17 protein-coding genes are annotated in these 14,451 nt (G+C 42.3%); 9 read left to right on the top strand and 8 right to left on the bottom strand.

What is annotated here, in order from left to right:
• The first annotated feature begins 2 nt into the window (after positions 1 to 2).
• The 6 genes from ispG (at position 3) to E5N72_RS19630 (ending at position 6,406) form a co-directional block, all read left to right on the top strand.
• On the top strand, positions 3 to 1,121 hold the full coding sequence (gene ispG, locus E5N72_RS19655) for a flavodoxin-dependent (E)-4-hydroxy-3-methylbut-2-enyl-diphosphate synthase (RefSeq protein WP_054553525.1): 1,119 nt from the start codon (positions 3 to 5) through the stop codon (positions 1,119 to 1,121).
• A 132-nt stretch (positions 1,122 to 1,253) separates the two neighbouring features.
• The gene (gene hisS, locus E5N72_RS19650) at positions 1,254 to 2,528 is read left to right on the top strand and encodes a histidine--tRNA ligase (RefSeq protein WP_135926787.1); all 1,275 of its coding nucleotides are present in this window, start codon (positions 1,254 to 1,256) and stop codon (positions 2,526 to 2,528) included.
• A gap of 24 nt (positions 2,529 to 2,552) precedes the next feature.
• Positions 2,553 to 3,173: a tetratricopeptide repeat protein gene (locus E5N72_RS19645; RefSeq protein WP_135926786.1), complete on the top strand. Its 621-nt coding sequence runs from the start codon at positions 2,553 to 2,555 to the stop codon at positions 3,171 to 3,173.
• 9 nt (positions 3,174 to 3,182) lie between these two features.
• Positions 3,183 to 4,361, top strand: coding sequence for an outer membrane protein assembly factor BamB (gene bamB, locus E5N72_RS19640; RefSeq protein ID WP_135926785.1), 1,179 nt, complete (start codon positions 3,183 to 3,185; stop codon positions 4,359 to 4,361).
• 75 nt (positions 4,362 to 4,436) lie between these two features.
• Positions 4,437 to 5,906, top strand: a complete 1,470-nt coding sequence (gene der / locus E5N72_RS19635; RefSeq protein ID WP_135926784.1) for a ribosome biogenesis GTPase Der — start codon at positions 4,437 to 4,439, stop codon at positions 5,904 to 5,906.
• Positions 5,907 to 6,025: 119 nt separating this feature from the next.
• Positions 6,026 to 6,406 (top strand): VOC family protein, encoded by a 381-nt coding sequence (locus E5N72_RS19630; protein ID WP_135926783.1) that lies wholly within the window; start codon positions 6,026 to 6,028, stop codon positions 6,404 to 6,406.
• A 12-nt stretch (positions 6,407 to 6,418) separates the two neighbouring features.
• On the opposite strand, the gene E5N72_RS19625 is transcribed toward E5N72_RS19630, so the two are convergent.
• Complete coding sequence (locus E5N72_RS19625) at positions 6,419 to 6,859, bottom strand: MarR family transcriptional regulator (protein ID WP_135926782.1); 441 nt, start codon at positions 6,857 to 6,859, stop codon at positions 6,419 to 6,421.
• 193 nt (positions 6,860 to 7,052) lie between these two features.
• Here E5N72_RS19625 and E5N72_RS19620 point away from each other — a divergent pair, with 193 nt between their 5' ends.
• Positions 7,053 to 8,051: an NADP-dependent oxidoreductase gene (locus tag E5N72_RS19620; RefSeq protein ID WP_135926781.1), complete on the top strand. Its 999-nt coding sequence runs from the start codon at positions 7,053 to 7,055 to the stop codon at positions 8,049 to 8,051.
• 51 nt (positions 8,052 to 8,102) lie between these two features.
• Here E5N72_RS19620 and E5N72_RS19615 read toward each other — a convergent pair whose 3' ends face one another.
• The 3 genes from E5N72_RS19615 to E5N72_RS19605 form a co-directional block, all read right to left on the bottom strand.
• Positions 8,103 to 8,618, bottom strand: a complete 516-nt coding sequence (locus E5N72_RS19615) for a zf-TFIIB domain-containing protein (protein WP_135926780.1) — start codon at positions 8,616 to 8,618, stop codon at positions 8,103 to 8,105.
• A 21-nt stretch (positions 8,619 to 8,639) separates the two neighbouring features.
• Complete coding sequence (locus E5N72_RS19610) at positions 8,640 to 9,227, bottom strand: DUF4202 domain-containing protein (protein WP_135926959.1); 588 nt, start codon at positions 9,225 to 9,227, stop codon at positions 8,640 to 8,642.
• A gap of 97 nt (positions 9,228 to 9,324) precedes the next feature.
• Positions 9,325 to 9,780 carry a thioredoxin gene (locus tag E5N72_RS19605; RefSeq protein WP_135926779.1) on the bottom strand — a complete coding sequence of 152 codons (456 nt, stop codon included), beginning with the start codon at positions 9,778 to 9,780 and terminating at the stop codon, positions 9,325 to 9,327.
• 153 nt (positions 9,781 to 9,933) lie between these two features.
• Between E5N72_RS19605 and E5N72_RS19600 the strand changes: the two genes are divergently transcribed.
• Entirely contained in the window at positions 9,934 to 10,500 is a 567-nt protein-coding gene (locus E5N72_RS19600; protein WP_135926778.1) for a DUF3365 domain-containing protein, read from the top strand.
• A 74-nt stretch (positions 10,501 to 10,574) separates the two neighbouring features.
• Complete coding sequence (locus E5N72_RS19595) at positions 10,575 to 10,910, top strand: zinc ribbon domain-containing protein YjdM (RefSeq protein WP_135926777.1); 336 nt, start codon at positions 10,575 to 10,577, stop codon at positions 10,908 to 10,910.
• Positions 10,911 to 10,973: 63 nt separating this feature from the next.
• Here E5N72_RS19595 and E5N72_RS19590 read toward each other — a convergent pair whose 3' ends face one another.
• From E5N72_RS19590 to E5N72_RS19575, 4 genes are all read right to left on the bottom strand, one after another.
• On the bottom strand, positions 10,974 to 11,252 hold the full coding sequence (locus E5N72_RS19590) for a hypothetical protein (RefSeq protein ID WP_135926776.1): 279 nt from the start codon (positions 11,250 to 11,252) through the stop codon (positions 10,974 to 10,976).
• Between the two features lie 126 nt (positions 11,253 to 11,378).
• The gene (arsJ, locus tag E5N72_RS19585) at positions 11,379 to 12,587 is read right to left on the bottom strand and encodes an organoarsenical effux MFS transporter ArsJ (protein WP_135926775.1); all 1,209 of its coding nucleotides are present in this window, start codon (positions 12,585 to 12,587) and stop codon (positions 11,379 to 11,381) included.
• A gap of 5 nt (positions 12,588 to 12,592) precedes the next feature.
• A complete protein-coding gene (locus tag E5N72_RS19580; RefSeq protein WP_135926774.1) occupies positions 12,593 to 13,603 on the bottom strand; it encodes an ArsJ-associated glyceraldehyde-3-phosphate dehydrogenase in 1,011 nt (336 codons plus the stop codon).
• Between the two features lie 76 nt (positions 13,604 to 13,679).
• The gene (locus tag E5N72_RS19575) at positions 13,680 to 14,444 is read right to left on the bottom strand and encodes a metalloregulator ArsR/SmtB family transcription factor (protein WP_135926773.1); all 765 of its coding nucleotides are present in this window, start codon (positions 14,442 to 14,444) and stop codon (positions 13,680 to 13,682) included.
• Between the last annotated feature and the right edge of the window lie 7 nt (positions 14,445 to 14,451).

Raw genomic sequence — 14,451 nt, 5'->3', positions numbered from 1 at the left:
CAATGTTTTCAGAATCTCCTATTAAACGCAGAAAATCGACCCGTATTAACGTAGGTAATGTACCAATTGGTGATGGTGCACCAATTGCCGTTCAGTCGATGACCAACACCAACACCTTAGATATCGATGCCACGGTTGCGCAAATTCAAGCTATTCAAGATGCGGGTGCCGATATTGTGCGCGTATCTGTGCCGACCATGGAAGCGGCTGAAGCATTTAAAAGCATTAAAGAGCAAGTCACTATCCCGTTGGTAACGGATATTCATTTTGATTACCGTATTGCATTAAAAGTGGCTCAGTATGGCGCGGATTGTTTGCGTATTAACCCTGGTAACATAGGTAGCGAAGAACGTATTCGTGCCGTTGTAGACTCAGCACGTGAGCACAATATACCTATTCGAATTGGTGTCAACGGCGGTTCATTAGAGCGTGACTTACAAGAAAAATACGGTGAGCCAACACCAGAAGCCTTGCTTGAGTCAGCAATGCGCCATGTTGAAATCTTACAGCGTTTAGACTTTGATCAATTTAAAGTATCCGTAAAAGCTTCTGATGTATTTTTAGCGGTGGGAGCATATCGTCTACTAGCTAAAGAAATCGACCAGCCTTTGCATTTAGGTATTACCGAAGCAGGTGGTATGCGTTCGGGCTCTGTTAAATCAGCTGTTGGCTTAGGTATGCTGCTTGCCGAAGGCATTGGTGACACACTACGCGTTTCACTTGCTGCCGATCCGGTACAAGAGATCAAAGTGGGTTTTGATATTTTAAAATCATTACGCATTCGCTCACGCGGTATTAACTTTATTGCCTGCCCGAGTTGCTCACGCCAAGAATTTGATGTGGTAAGCACCATGAATCAGCTTGAAGAGCGACTAGAAGACGTGGTTGAGCCTATGTCAGTGTCTGTTATTGGTTGTGTGGTAAATGGTCCAGGCGAAGCACTCGTTAGCGACATAGGTCTTGCAGGAGCTAACCGCCGTTCTGGTTTATACATTAACGGTGAGCGTCAAAAAGCACGTATTGATAACGATAACATTGTTGATCAGCTAGAAGGTTATGTGCGTGACTTTATCGCCAAAAAAGAGAAAGAAACGCCAATCGACATCAAAATCGTTGAATAATTCGCATATACTCGGCAAACCCTCAGGTTTGCCGTTTACCTTTATCGCCCAAACGGTATAATAGCGGGTCAATTTTTTAGTTTTTCTTGATGCGCGATTTTTCAGCGCAAGTACAGTATTTAGGATTTATCAGTGGCAAAACAAATTCAGGCAGTTCGTGGTATGAACGATTGTCTGCCAGGCGATACGCAAATTTGGCAGAAAGTAGAAGACATTTTACGTGAAACAGTTTCATCGTTTGGTTATCAAGAAATTCGTTTTCCAATTGTTGAATCAACCGACCTTTTCAAGCGCTCTATCGGTGAAGTGACTGATATCGTAGAAAAAGAAATGTATACCTTTGCTGACCGTAATGGCGATAACCTAACACTTCGCCCTGAAGGTACGGCAGTATGTGTGCGTGCAGGTAATGAAAACGGTTTACTGTATAACCAAGAACAACGCTTATGGTACATGGGTCCGATGTTCCGCCACGAGCGCCCACAAAAAGGCCGCTACCGTCAATTCCACCAATTTGGCTTAGAGACATTCGGCATCGCCACTGCTGATATCGATGCAGAAGTTATTTTGCTGACAGCCCAATTATGGAAAGAGTTTGGTATTAGCGAACACGTTCGTCTTGAGCTTAACTCACTGGGCTCAAATGAAGCGCGTGCTGACTACCGTGATGCGCTTGTTGCCTATTTAGAACAGCATGTAGATGTACTAGACGAAGACTCAAAACGTCGTATGCACACTAACCCGTTACGCATTTTAGATAGTAAAAACCCTGATGTACAAGCAATTTTGACTGATGCACCTAAATTATCAGAGCACTTAGACGCTGAATCAAAAGAACATTTTGCAAATTTATGTGAACGTTTAGACGCTGCTGGCGTCGAATACACGGTTAATGAAAAACTAGTGCGTGGTTTAGACTACTACAACCGCACTGTGTTTGAATGGGTAACCGATAGTTTAGGCGCACAAGGCACTGTTTGTGCCGGTGGCCGTTATGATGGACTTGTAGAACAACTCGGTGGTAAAGCAACCCCTGCAGTTGGTTTTGCTATGGGTCTTGAGCGTTTGGTGTTATTACTTCAAGCCTTGGAATGTGTTGGTGACATCCGCCGTAGTGCTGATGTATATTTGGCAGCCATGGGCGACAAAGCAAGCATTCAAGCGCCAATTATTGCAGCTCAATTACGCAATGACGTTGCTGGCCTTCGTGTTATGGTTCACGCTGGCGGCGGCAACTTTAAAAAACAGTTAAAACGCGCAGATAAAAGCGATGCACTCGTGGCCGTTATTATCGGTGAAGATGAATTAGAACAAGGCGTTGTGACAATTAAGTACTTACGTGAGCGTAAAGAACAAGTCACCTTAAAACTAGAAGAAGCGAAAACGCTACTAGCTGAGCTTATTTAAGCCCAGCTAGCAACAGAGGTAAGCATGGAAATTTATTCAACTGAAGAACAACAAGCAGAAGCAATAAAACGCTTTTTCCGTGAAAACGGTTTAGCACTAGGTATTGGTATCGTAGCTGGTTTAGGTGGACTATACGGGTGGAAAGCGTATAACCAAAGCCAAATCACCAATGCAGAAAATGCATCTGATTCATTCAATCAACTTGTTGAAAGTGGTGCCGTGCTAGAGAATGCGGATAACTTCATTAAAAACAATAGCGAATCAAGTTATAGCACATTAGCTGCTTTTGTTGCTGCTAAAGAAGCAGTAGAGAAAGGTGACCTTGATACAGCAAGCGAAAAGCTAAACTGGATCATCACTAATGAACAAAATAAAGAGCTAAAAGCAACGGCAACAATGCGTCTTGCACGTGTTCACCTTGCACAAAAACAATTTGAGCAAGCATTAACAACCTTGAATGCACAGCTACCAGCATCATTCACCGCTGCAGTTGCTGAATTAAAAGGCGACGTTTATGCTGCACAAGGCGATAAAGCAGAGGCGCGCAGTCAATACCAAGCTGCTGCCGACAATGGTGGCCTTGATAACAATCCGTTATTACAAATTAAACTTGATGACTTAGCACAAACTAGCCCAGCGGCGTAAGGGGTTAAGATGAAAAAGTTAACAGCGGCAACACTTGCTCTGTGTATCGCAACCCTAACTGGGTGTTCGTCAAGTGATGACGAAGAAGAACTTGTATTACCGCAAATTGTTAATCAATTTGAAACGGACGTAGTGTGGCAAGAATCAATAGGTGATGGTGTTCAACACTATTTTTCACGTTTAACACCTGCGGTGCACGATGATGTGGTGTATGTTGCAAACCGTGAAGGCCTAGTTGAAGCGCTATCGCTTGAAAATGGCAACACGCTATGGCAAACAGACGTACGTGAAAATGCATCTTTTTGGCCTTGGGAAACCACTGAAAGTGCCAAATTATCGGGTGGTATTTTACAAGCTTACGGCAAGATTTATATTGGCTCTGAACACGGCTATTTAACAGCCCTTGATCGCGAAACCGGTGAAATTGTTTGGCGCAAAACAATGCCTGGCGAAGTACTTGCTAAACCAGCTGCAGGCGATGGCCTAATTTTTGTAAACTTAGCTTCTGGCAAATTATTAGCTGTGCACCCAGATACAGGTGAAGAGCGCTGGCGCTTTGAACAAGAAGTACCACCGCTAACATTGCGTGGCCAAAGCTCACCAACCGTCGCAAATGGTGGTGTATTACTTGGCCTTGAAACAGGCAAGCTAAGCGTACTAATTTCAGAAAACGGTTACTCTGCATGGAGTGCTGAAATTGCCACACCAAAAGGGGCATCTGAATTTGAGCGTTTAGTTGATGTGGATACTCAAGCACTGATCAGTGGCCCATATGCTTACGCAATTGCCTATAATGGTAATTTAGCCGCTGTTGATATTCGTTCTGGTAATGTTGTTTGGAAACGTGAATATAGCAGCTACCGTGATTTATCTATGGATAGCCAGTCTATCTATGTAGTTGATAGCGATGGCGTTGTTTACGGTCTAGATAAGACATCAGGTATTGAGCGTTGGAGCCAACCGGCACTACGCGGCTGGTACTTAACAGGCCCAACTGTGGCTGGTAAGTATTTAGCACTGGGTGACCAAGAAGGTAACCTGCACTGGTTAGACAAAGAAACGGGTGAGCTTGTATCGCGCGAAGACTTTGACAGCTCAGGCTTCTTTATAGAGCCTGTTGTTGCCGGTGACAAATTAATTTTATACACCCGAGATGGTGAAGTTAGCGCGGTTAAAATCCCAAACTAACTTACTAATAGTAAACGTTATTTTTCTAAGGCTTCGCTTGGCGAAGCCTTTTGTTGTTTTTTTAAGAGGTAGTTTATGCTTCCCGTGATCGCTCTTGTTGGGCGACCCAATGTGGGCAAATCCACATTATTTAACCGTTTAACACGTACTCGTGACGCCCTCGTAGCCGACTTTCCAGGCTTAACACGAGATAGAAAATATGGCCAAGCTGACTACGATGGCTATGAATTTATCGTGGTAGACACGGGTGGTATTGACGGCTCTGAGCAAGGTATTGAAACCGAAATGGCTGAGCAGTCGCTATTAGCGATTGAAGAAGCCGATATCGTGTTATTTTTAGTTGATGCTCGCGCAGGTATGACTGCTGCCGACCAAGCGATTGCTAACCATCTACGCAAACAACAAAAGAAATGTTTTGTTGTAGCAAATAAAGTAGACGGTATTGATGCAGACTCATATTGTGCTGAATTCTATCAATTAAGCCTAGGTGAAGTGCATCATATTGCAGCGGCTCACGGCCGTGGTATCACGCAACTCCTTGATACGACTTTACAGCCTGTTATTGCTGAACTTGCAAGCGAAAGTGAAGAGCTTGAAGAAAGTGATGACGAACTAATTGATCTTTACAGCGAAGATGAAGAAGGCGAAAACAGCGAGCAAGCCTTTGCCGACAAGCCTATAAAGCTTGCTATTATCGGTCGCCCTAATGTTGGTAAGTCAACACTTACAAACCGTATCTTAGGTGAAGAACGTGTAATCGTTTACGATATGCCGGGTACCACCCGTGACTCTATCTATATTCCGATGACACGTAACGATAAAGAATACATCCTTATCGATACCGCAGGTGTTCGTAAGCGTAAAAAAGTAAGTGATGTTGTTGAGAAGTTCTCAGTTATTAAAACATTACAAGCAATCGAAGATGCCAACGTCGTGTTACTAGTGGTTGATGCGCGCGAAGGTATTTCTGATCAAGACTTAAGCCTACTAGGCTTTGCTTTAAATGCAGGGCGTTCTTTAGTTGTTGCTGTAAATAAGTGGGACGGCCTTGATGATTACGTTAAAGAGCGTATTAAGTCAGAGCTTGACCGCCGCTTGGGCTTTATCGATTTTGCACGTTTGCATTTTATCTCTGCCTTACACGGCACAGGTGTGGGTCACCTATTTGAGTCAGTAGACGAAGCCTACGAGTCAGCAACTAAACGTATTAGCACAGCTATGCTGCGTCGTATCATGGATATGGCACAAGCCGATCACCAACCGCCACTTGTTCGCGGTCGTCGTGTTAAACTTAAATATGCTCACGCAGGTGGCTATAACCCACCACGTATCGTGATCCACGGTAACCAAGTTCATGACTTACCTGATAGCTATAAACGCTACTTAATGAACTATTATCGCAAAGCATTAAATATCATGGGTACGCCAATCAAAATTGAATTTAGAGAAGGCGACAACCCTTACGCTGGTCGTACTAACAAAGTGACCTTATCGCAAAAACGTAAAATCCGTGCGTTTGCGAAAGAAAATCGCAACAAGTCGTAGCCAATTGCTAAACTAAGTGTAAAGTATTAAAAAAAACCTTGTGAGTATGACTTACAAGGTTTTTTTATTACTAAAACTATGCTTTATTTAATAAACGAACAATAAATAGAGCAACATAAATGGACTTTTTAAGTCAGGTTATTTACGTCGATAACGTAGAAGAAGTACTCGACTTTTACTATCAAGCATTTGGTTTTAATACCAATCATATCAGTGATGATGCCGATTACGGTGAACTTGTTACAGGGCCTGTTAAGCTTGCTTTTGCAACCCATCCGCATGCGCAATCGTATTTTAAGCAAGGGTATATTCGTGCCCACCCTAAGCAACCTGCACTTGGTTTTGAGCTAAGGTTCAGCTGCCATAATTTAGTAGAAAGTTACGATAAAGCAGTGCTTGCTGGCGCTGAGCCATTGTGTCCGCCAACTAAAAAAGACGCCCAGCATTATGCGTATGTTCGTGCTATTGAGGGCACCTTGGTATGTTTAGTAGAAGATTAGCCTTTGGTAAGGTCAGTCTTTTGTAAGATCCGTTTTAGTAAGGTCAGTGTGTAGCTCAAGGGTTAACTCGCGTAATAACTCGATTCGCTCCAAACTCATGTTTGAGCGCGCCATTAACTTAGCCGTTAATGCTTCGGCATCAGTTTTAAGCTGCATGCCCTGCTCTGTTAATGAGATTACTTTTTTGCGCTCATCTTCATTCGATACCTGACGCGTCAATAAACCTTTCGTTTCTAAGCGTTTAACTATCGGTGTTAAGGTGCCTGAATCTAAGTGCGTATCATGAGAAAGCGCTTTTAAACTCACCTGATTTTTATACCAAAGTGAGTGCATCACAATATATTGCGGATAGGTCAAGTCATAAGCTTCAAGGATTGGTCGAAACGCTCTGATCAACGCATTTGTTGCACTGTATAAAGTGAAACACACATTGTCTGATAAGTTGTTGCTCATGCTATTACCCTAAACTGAAATACAGCCGTATTATTGCCTTAATTTAGTTTGCGCGCAAATTATTTTCTGACGATCTATTGCCTTTTACCGTAAACTTCATTAAATTGGCCACAAATAGTTTGCGCGCAAACAATTTGTGCGAACTATAATTATTCGCTCACTAGCCTAGCTAGCTCAAGTATTCGAGGTTTATATGGTTACAAGTCAACAAATTCACTTAGTTTCACGCCCAACGGGCATGCCTACACAGGCTAATTTTGCGCAGGTAGACGTATCACTTCCAGATTTGAACGACGGCGAAGTGTTAATTAAAAATACTTGGATGTCTGTCGACCCTTACATGCGCCCACGCATGATTGATCGTAAATCATATATTGCGCCATTTAACTTAAACGAAGTGATGGAAGCCGGTGCTATCGGCGAAGTAGTTGAATCACGCAATAACGACTTTCCGGTAGGAAGCAAAGTAAGTCATATTAGTGGCTGGCGTACCATGCACATTAGCGATGGCAGCGATTTAACCCTACTTCCTAATGTGCCACTGCCTGACCAACTATTTTTAAGCACCATGGGCATGACAGGGTTAACCGCATGGGCAGGTTTAACAAAGGTAATTAGCCTAAAAGAAACCGACACGGTGTTTGTTTCAGCTGCATCAGGCGCTGTAGGTAGCGTTGTTTGCCAAATTGCTAAGCTAAAAGGCTGTAAAGTGATTGCATCGGTTGGCTCTGACGAAAAAGCACAAATGGTTAAAGCGTTGGGTGTTGATGCAGTAATTAATTACAAAACGGTAGCAAACCTAACAGAAGCTCTTGAACAAGCGGCACCACAAGGTATTGATGTGTACTTTGAAAACGTAGGTGGCGATCACCTTGAAGCAGCACTCAATGTAATGAACGATTACGGCCGTATTCCTGTTTGTGGCATGATCTCAGGTTACAATAACGACACAGCACAGCCAGGGCCAAGCAACCTGTTTTATATCAACTCGAAAAAGCTCACCATGCAAGGCTTTATCGTGATTGATTATTTTGATCAGTTCCCTGAGTTTATTGAGCAAATGGGCGCGTGGATCAGCGAAGGTAAAATTAAATCTGAAGAAACAGTTTACCATGGCATCGAAAATGCCGTTGATGCATTTCTTGGCCTGTTCGAAGGTAAAAATAAAGGAAAAATGCTAGTTAAGCTTTAACACTTAATAGCTAATAAAGCCTGTATCTTAATTGGTACAGGCTTCTTATTTTCAGTCATTCAAAATCGATAAATACGCAAGTTCTGCTAGTTTTTCTAATGATGACGTTGCTTTAGAATCTGGCTTTTTAGCATGAACAGAGTAACGCCTTTTTGGGATTTTAACTTGAATAAAACCATGATTGTTGGCCATATCAATACGCAGCATTTCACGCTCTTTTGGCGTTAAATGATTTTCATGAATCTTTTCAAGCTCACCATGATCGAGCCAAATAGCTGCACAGTTTGGGCACTCGTCTATTTCAACCACTTTTAGTGGACTAAAAAAACGCCGCATCATCACCACGTCAGGGCACTTCGGGCAATTAATTCGCGTTGCTATATCAACACATTCTGTTGGCAAGGTTTGTAAATGAGCCACCAGCACTTGCGCGGGTTTTAAACTTGGATCGCTAAAGTGAAATATTTGTCGGTTATCAAAAAATACGCCACCAGATTTTGATAAATATACTTTAACATCGCCAATACTCACTGCTTCAAGGGCTGTTTTAGTACGTGGGCAAAACATATTACATCCTTGTTTTTATAATTAATTTAGCGCTTTTGTTATTAACGGCTTAAGTGGCTCAGGTAAGCTGATGTGTCCAGCTAATACAAATTCATGTGCTTCATCTGACATTTTTTGCCATGTTTTACGAATAATACCCAGCCATTTTTGCTCATCGTAATCAGGCTTGCTACTTGCAAAGTCAAGCATGTAATGCTCAATAAACACGAGGCTGGCGATATCTTCAATCAATTGGCTATCAGGATTTCGTTTTATATTTTTTTTAGCAACGGCTGCATAAACACGCTCACAATCAGCCGTTGAATAACCAGCCGCTTTCATGAGAGCTGTTACACGCTCAGCATGAAAATCATATAAAGCAGTGCGCCATTGATAATAACCTTGCTTACCCATAGGAAAATCACTGCGCGGAGAGCGCCAGCGCTCAATATGTTGCCCTCGGGCAGCAATATGCATTAGCTCATCGGCTTGAGGCTTAAAACGATTGAGCATATCGGTCATACGCATGGCATATAAACCTTCTTTTGCAAATTCTTGTTCATCGACTAGAACTCGGTTTGGGTCTACTGCATTGGCTGTATCAATGGCTTTAATAACGGCGGTATACATCATGGGTTCTCATTGTTATTGCTTCAAAGTGATTGTAAATGGCAACAATCACTTTGGCTATATTGCATCAGGCGATCTGGTACTGCTAGCTTGAGATCTAGTTTTGCAAAGTTAAATCAGTAGCAATACTTTGCTTTGGTTTTTCTATCATGCGCGCGAGCTCTTTTTCGCCATCGCTAACGATAATGGTTGGCGTATACATTAAATCGTGCTGCTTTGCTAAACCGGCAGGATCAAGCTTATCGTAGCCTACAGCCACTAATTTAAGGGATCCTAATTGCACATTCGCTGTATCAATAAGTTTTAAAAAACGAGGGACTTCACGTTTAGAGTCATGGCACCAAGTGCCTAAAAACACTAGCACTTGCTTACCTTGCAGTGCTCTTATAGTACTTAGCTCTACTTCACTGGGTGAGTAATCATTATATTCTTCACTAAAAGCAGGATAGTCTTTAAGTAAGTCGGCAACGCTGATATCTCCACTATAAGGACCTGAGCTTGCAAATGTAAAAGCAGAAAATAACAATAAAGCGATATAAACTAATTTTTTCATATTTTGTTCTCTGAATATTTTTCTCACCATAACCAATTTAACAGCAACACTCCAGCATGCTATTAGCGTGAATCCTGTTTTTTTGCAGCTTAGATTGGCATGTAGAGTAAATGCGAACTACTATATTAGATATATCTAATATAAGGCCTTACAATGCACACTTTAACTACGATAGCGCTTTGCACTCTATTGCTTTCACCTAACCTTTATGCTGAAACGAATTCTGCTACCCTAGAAACCCAAGCAGCTGAGCGAGCAACTGAATTTGCCACTACGCTCAAATCAGCACTAGGAGCCGCTATAAAACAAGGCGGTTTAGTTGAAGGTATTAACGTGTGCAAAATGCAAGCCCCTGCCATTAGCGATAGCTTATCAACTGATGGTTGGACTGTGGCACGTAAAAGCACTAAAAACCGAAATCCGAACAATAAACCGGATGACTGGGAAGCTGAGAAAATCGCCCAGCTAGTTGATATGATCAGAAACTCAGAAAGCATTGATAATGTGACTTTCTCGACCAATAAAGATGGCCAATTCCGCTTTGCTAAAGCGATAAAAGTCGCGCCAGTTTGCCTCAATTGTCATGGTCAAACGATTGCTCCAGAAGTAAAGCAAGTGCTTAGTGAGCATTACCCCCATGATTTAGCCACAGGCTATCGGCTTGGTGATTTAAGAGGAATATTCTCTATTACCAAAACACTTGAAACGTCTGAGCCATAAAATATAAGCCTTATGCTCGCTTAGTTTGCTCTTAGCCATTAAAATACGCTTTTAAAATTAACCAAGGTGTTTTTATGTCTTTTCCTCCTTGTCCAAAATGTAATTCTGAATACGTATATGAAGATCAAAACAACTTAGTATGCCCAGAGTGCGCTCATGAGTGGGATCCAAATGCTGTTAATAACGATGATGTGATCGATGTAAGAGATGCTAACGGCACCTTATTGGTCGATGGCGACAAAGTGACTGTTGCGAAAGATTTAAAAATTAAAGGCAGCTCACAAGTAATTAAAATTGGTACCAAAGCCGTGATCCGCCGCGTGTTAGATAAAAAAGACCACGAACTAGACTGTAAAGTTGATGGCGTAGGAGAAATGATGGTAACTGCTAAGTTTGTTAAAAAAGCCTGATAGCATAATCAAGATTGTTATTGCTGTGAATAATTACACAGCAATTTCAATAAGCTAACTTTTTTAATAGCCAAACTTTTCAACAACAATCCCCGTTACTTCACAATGTTCGCAGCTCAACTGCCAGCCAGCAATCCATGTGGTTGCACTAAGGTTTCCTTTGCAAAGTGGGCAAACTTCGCCAGCAAACGTACTGGGAGTAATATCTTTAGCTTGCTTAGAAAACGGTCTTAAAAACCAAAGAATATTATCATCAATACTGATAGTTAGATCGTGGCGAAGCGTCTCGCAATAAGCATCAAACACCGCTTGTTTGTACTGTTTTTCGTCGTTTTTAAACAACCCACAGCCAATGCTCGAAGTGCTTTTCAAGCCTGAAGGTGACTGATTTTGTTATTTCTGATGCTATGCATGAATAAAGGTAAGCAATAAAGCATGCTTACCTTTATAGGGCGTGTTGAAATTTAACTAAAATTGTTTTGGTAATTTAGTCGATATAACGGCGGTAACAACAATAAAAAACAGCGATATAGCCAAACACGCTGCTAAGCCATACACCTGAAACACTAAGCCCGACAGCACAGTGCCAATTAAGCGTCCCATAGCATTAGCCATATAGTAAAACCCGACATCGAGTGATACGCCATCGGCGTCAGCCATGCTAACAATTAAGTAGCTGTGCAAAGATGAGTTAATTGCGAATAACACGCCAAATAACATCAACCCGCCTATCAGCATTGGTTTTACAGCCCAGTCAAAACCAATAGCAAGGGCAATGACCAAGGTGACTAAAGCAAGCAAGGATGCCCACTTAACTGTTTCTGCACTTGGTGATGTTTGCTTATTAAGCTTAATGATTTTAGGTGCAAAAGATTGCACTATCCCATAACCAATGATCCACGCAGCTATAAAAGCCCCCACGGTCCAATGATCCCAATCAAAGGCTTGTGATAAAAACACCGGTAGTGCAACTACAAACCAAACATCACGCGCACCAAACAAGAACAATCTTGCTGCTGACAAGATATTGATTGAACTGCTTTTTGAAAATATCTCGTTAAACTTGGGTTTGTTTTTGGCTTTGCCTAAATCATTTTTAAGTGCATAAATACTAAAACACCACACCACCAGCAAAGTAGCAGCCATAGCAAGCATTGCGCCTTTAAACGACATTAATGTCAGTAGTAAGCCACCTAAAAAGAAGCCCACACCTTTTAATGCGTTTTTAGAGCCCGTAAGTATCGCCACCCATTTAAACAAGGTGCCTTCTTGACCACTGGCAACCAGCATTTTAATTGAGCTTTTAGCACTCATTTTATTGAGATCTTTTGCAATGCCCGACAGAGCCTGCGCTAACATCACATAGGCAACACTCAGCCATTCAGGGGGGGCTGCCAACATGAACAAGGCTGCAACCTGTATGGCAAGGCCAATATTCATGGTTTTGTTTAAACCAAGCCTTGCGCCTAAATAGCCGCCCACTAAGTTAGTGACAACACCAAAAATCTCATAAAACAAAAACAGCATGGCAATACTCAAAGGCGAGTAGCCAAGCGCATGAAAATGCAGTACCACCAACATTCTCAATGCGCCATCTGTAAGCGTAAATGCCCAGTAATTCCCGGTGACAATTAAGTACTGCTTTATATCAGCGGGAAGATTAGCCAAACGCGTCATTGCTTTTAACCTTGTAGTGATCGCGCAACTTTACGGGCAAGTTCGGCGGTGCGGTTTGCATAACCCCATTCGTTATCGTACCAAACATACAGCTTAACTTGAGTCTCGTTGACAACCATGGTTGATAGCGCATCAACAATGCTTGAGCGTGGATCAGTTTTGTAATCGATAGAAACAAGTGGCTTTTCTTCATAGCCTAAAATGCCTTTTAGCTCGCCCTCTGCGGCTTCTTGCATCCATTGGTTAATTTGCTCAGCGGTGGTTGGCTTTGTAACTTCAAACACACAGTCAGTGATTGATGCATTTGCTAAAGGAACACGAACCGCGTGGCCGTTTAATTTGCCTTTAAGTTCAGGGAAAATATGTGTAATTGCTGTTGCAGAGCCTGTTGTAGTTGGAATTAAGCTCATGCCGCATGCGCGAGCACGACGTAAATCTTTATGCGGCGCATCTAAGATAGTTTGCGTGTTAGTAATATCGTGAATGGTCGTCATTGACCCATGTTTGATACCAATTTTTTCTTGCAGAACTTTAACCACAGGCGCTAAACAGTTGGTAGTGCACGATGCTGCTGTAACGATATCATGCTGCTTTACATCGTATAAATCATCGTTTACACCCATTACAATATTCAGCACACCGTCTTCTTTTACAGGCGCAGTTACAACGACTTTCTTCACACCTTGATCAAGATATGCCTGAAGTAGTGACTTTTCTTTCATCACGCCAGAGGCTTCAATAACGATATCGCAGCCAGACCAATCGGTGTCTGCAATTGCTTTATTTTGCGTGACGTTAATTACGTGACCATCGATGATCACACTGTTGTCGTTACTTTCAACCTCATGAGGCCAAATACCGTGTACCGAATCATACTTTAGTAAGTGAGCTAATGTAGCTGCATCACCCGCAGGGTCATTAATTTGCACAAACTCAACGTCGTCCCATGCAAACGCTGCTCTTAGCGATAAACGCCCCATGCGGCCAAAACCATTAATGCCTACTTTAATTGCCATTGTTAAGCTCCTACTTTTTAAAATTGTCTAACTTGTTTTACCGGGTTTGCCGACAGTTAACAGCAAACCGTTTTGTTTAATTGCAACAGCGCGCCACACGAGTTGGGCGATCATCCCCCATCGCATTTAGCCTTGCTAACTCGTTTTCTATGAAATTTGGTTCGTTTACCACGGTCGAGGTAATTGCTTGTTTCATCCACATAGGTAGAGTCGGGTTTAAAGAGTAAAACACCCACTGCTGGTGTTTTCTATCCGACAAAATGCCTTGTTTTTTAAGCTGTGCTAAATGCCTTGAAACCTTTGGTTGGCTCTGCTCATTAAGTGCCGTCATTAGTTCGCATACGCAAACCTCTTGCTCAACGGCGATAAGCAATAAGCTTTTTAAACGAATATCATCGGCAAGCGCTTTATAAAATGTGGTTGGCGAAATCGATGATGGTTTTTCTTTGTTTTGGGATTGCACAAACTGTTTAATTCGCTCATTGAGCTCTTGCAAGGTTTTTTCAAAGGCGTGAGGTTCAGGACGCGTTTTAGGATCAATAAAGTCCCATGCAAGGCAATGGCTGCCATCGACGCGATTAGCGCATTCTTTTACAGCGTCATCACATAGAGTAATGACGTAATCAAAATGCAGATTACTGACATCGTTTAAGTGCTTTGAGTGTAAGTCATCGGTTTTTAAGCCAAAATGTTCAATCGCCGCAAGCGTACGAGGGTCTACCGCATAAGGTTCGGTACCCGCACTAAACACCTCAAACTCACCTTTACCATGATGTTTAAGCAACGCTTCAGCCATAATTGATCGGGCTGAATTTTCTGTACATAAAAAGAGAACTTTCACGACTCAC

The organism is Pseudoalteromonas sp. MEBiC 03607 (genome assembly GCF_004792295.1).
Lineage (GTDB): Bacteria > Pseudomonadota > Gammaproteobacteria > Enterobacterales > Alteromonadaceae > Pseudoalteromonas > Pseudoalteromonas lipolytica_C.
This window is presented reverse-complemented; position numbering and strand designations above follow the sequence as displayed.

Excerpts from the sequence above, each read along its gene's own strand:
- E5N72_RS19610 (WP_135926959.1), bottom strand. The coding sequence starts at position 9,227 with ATGTATACCGCCGTTATTAAAGCCATTGATACAGCCAATGCAGTAGAC.
- der (WP_135926784.1), top strand. The coding sequence starts at position 4,437 with ATGCTTCCCGTGATCGCTCTTGTTGGGCGACCCAATGTGGGCAAATCC.
- E5N72_RS19625 (WP_135926782.1), bottom strand. The coding sequence starts at position 6,859 with ATGAGCAACAACTTATCAGACAATGTGTGTTTCACTTTATACAGTGCA.
- E5N72_RS19620 (WP_135926781.1), top strand. The coding sequence starts at position 7,053 with ATGGTTACAAGTCAACAAATTCACTTAGTTTCACGCCCAACGGGCATG.
- bamB (WP_135926785.1), top strand. The coding sequence starts at position 3,183 with ATGAAAAAGTTAACAGCGGCAACACTTGCTCTGTGTATCGCAACCCTA.
- E5N72_RS19605 (WP_135926779.1), bottom strand. The coding sequence starts at position 9,780 with ATGAAAAAATTAGTTTATATCGCTTTATTGTTATTTTCTGCTTTTACA.
- E5N72_RS19595 (WP_135926777.1), top strand. The coding sequence starts at position 10,575 with ATGTCTTTTCCTCCTTGTCCAAAATGTAATTCTGAATACGTATATGAA.
- arsJ (WP_135926775.1), bottom strand. The coding sequence starts at position 12,587 with ATGACGCGTTTGGCTAATCTTCCCGCTGATATAAAGCAGTACTTAATT.
- ispG (WP_054553525.1), top strand. The coding sequence starts at position 3 with ATGTTTTCAGAATCTCCTATTAAACGCAGAAAATCGACCCGTATTAAC.
- E5N72_RS19580 (WP_135926774.1), bottom strand. The coding sequence starts at position 13,603 with ATGGCAATTAAAGTAGGCATTAATGGTTTTGGCCGCATGGGGCGTTTA.
- E5N72_RS19630 (WP_135926783.1), top strand. The coding sequence starts at position 6,026 with ATGGACTTTTTAAGTCAGGTTATTTACGTCGATAACGTAGAAGAAGTA.
- E5N72_RS19645 (WP_135926786.1), top strand. The coding sequence starts at position 2,553 with ATGGAAATTTATTCAACTGAAGAACAACAAGCAGAAGCAATAAAACGC.
- E5N72_RS19600 (WP_135926778.1), top strand. The coding sequence starts at position 9,934 with ATGCACACTTTAACTACGATAGCGCTTTGCACTCTATTGCTTTCACCT.
- E5N72_RS19615 (WP_135926780.1), bottom strand. The coding sequence starts at position 8,618 with ATGTTTTGCCCACGTACTAAAACAGCCCTTGAAGCAGTGAGTATTGGC.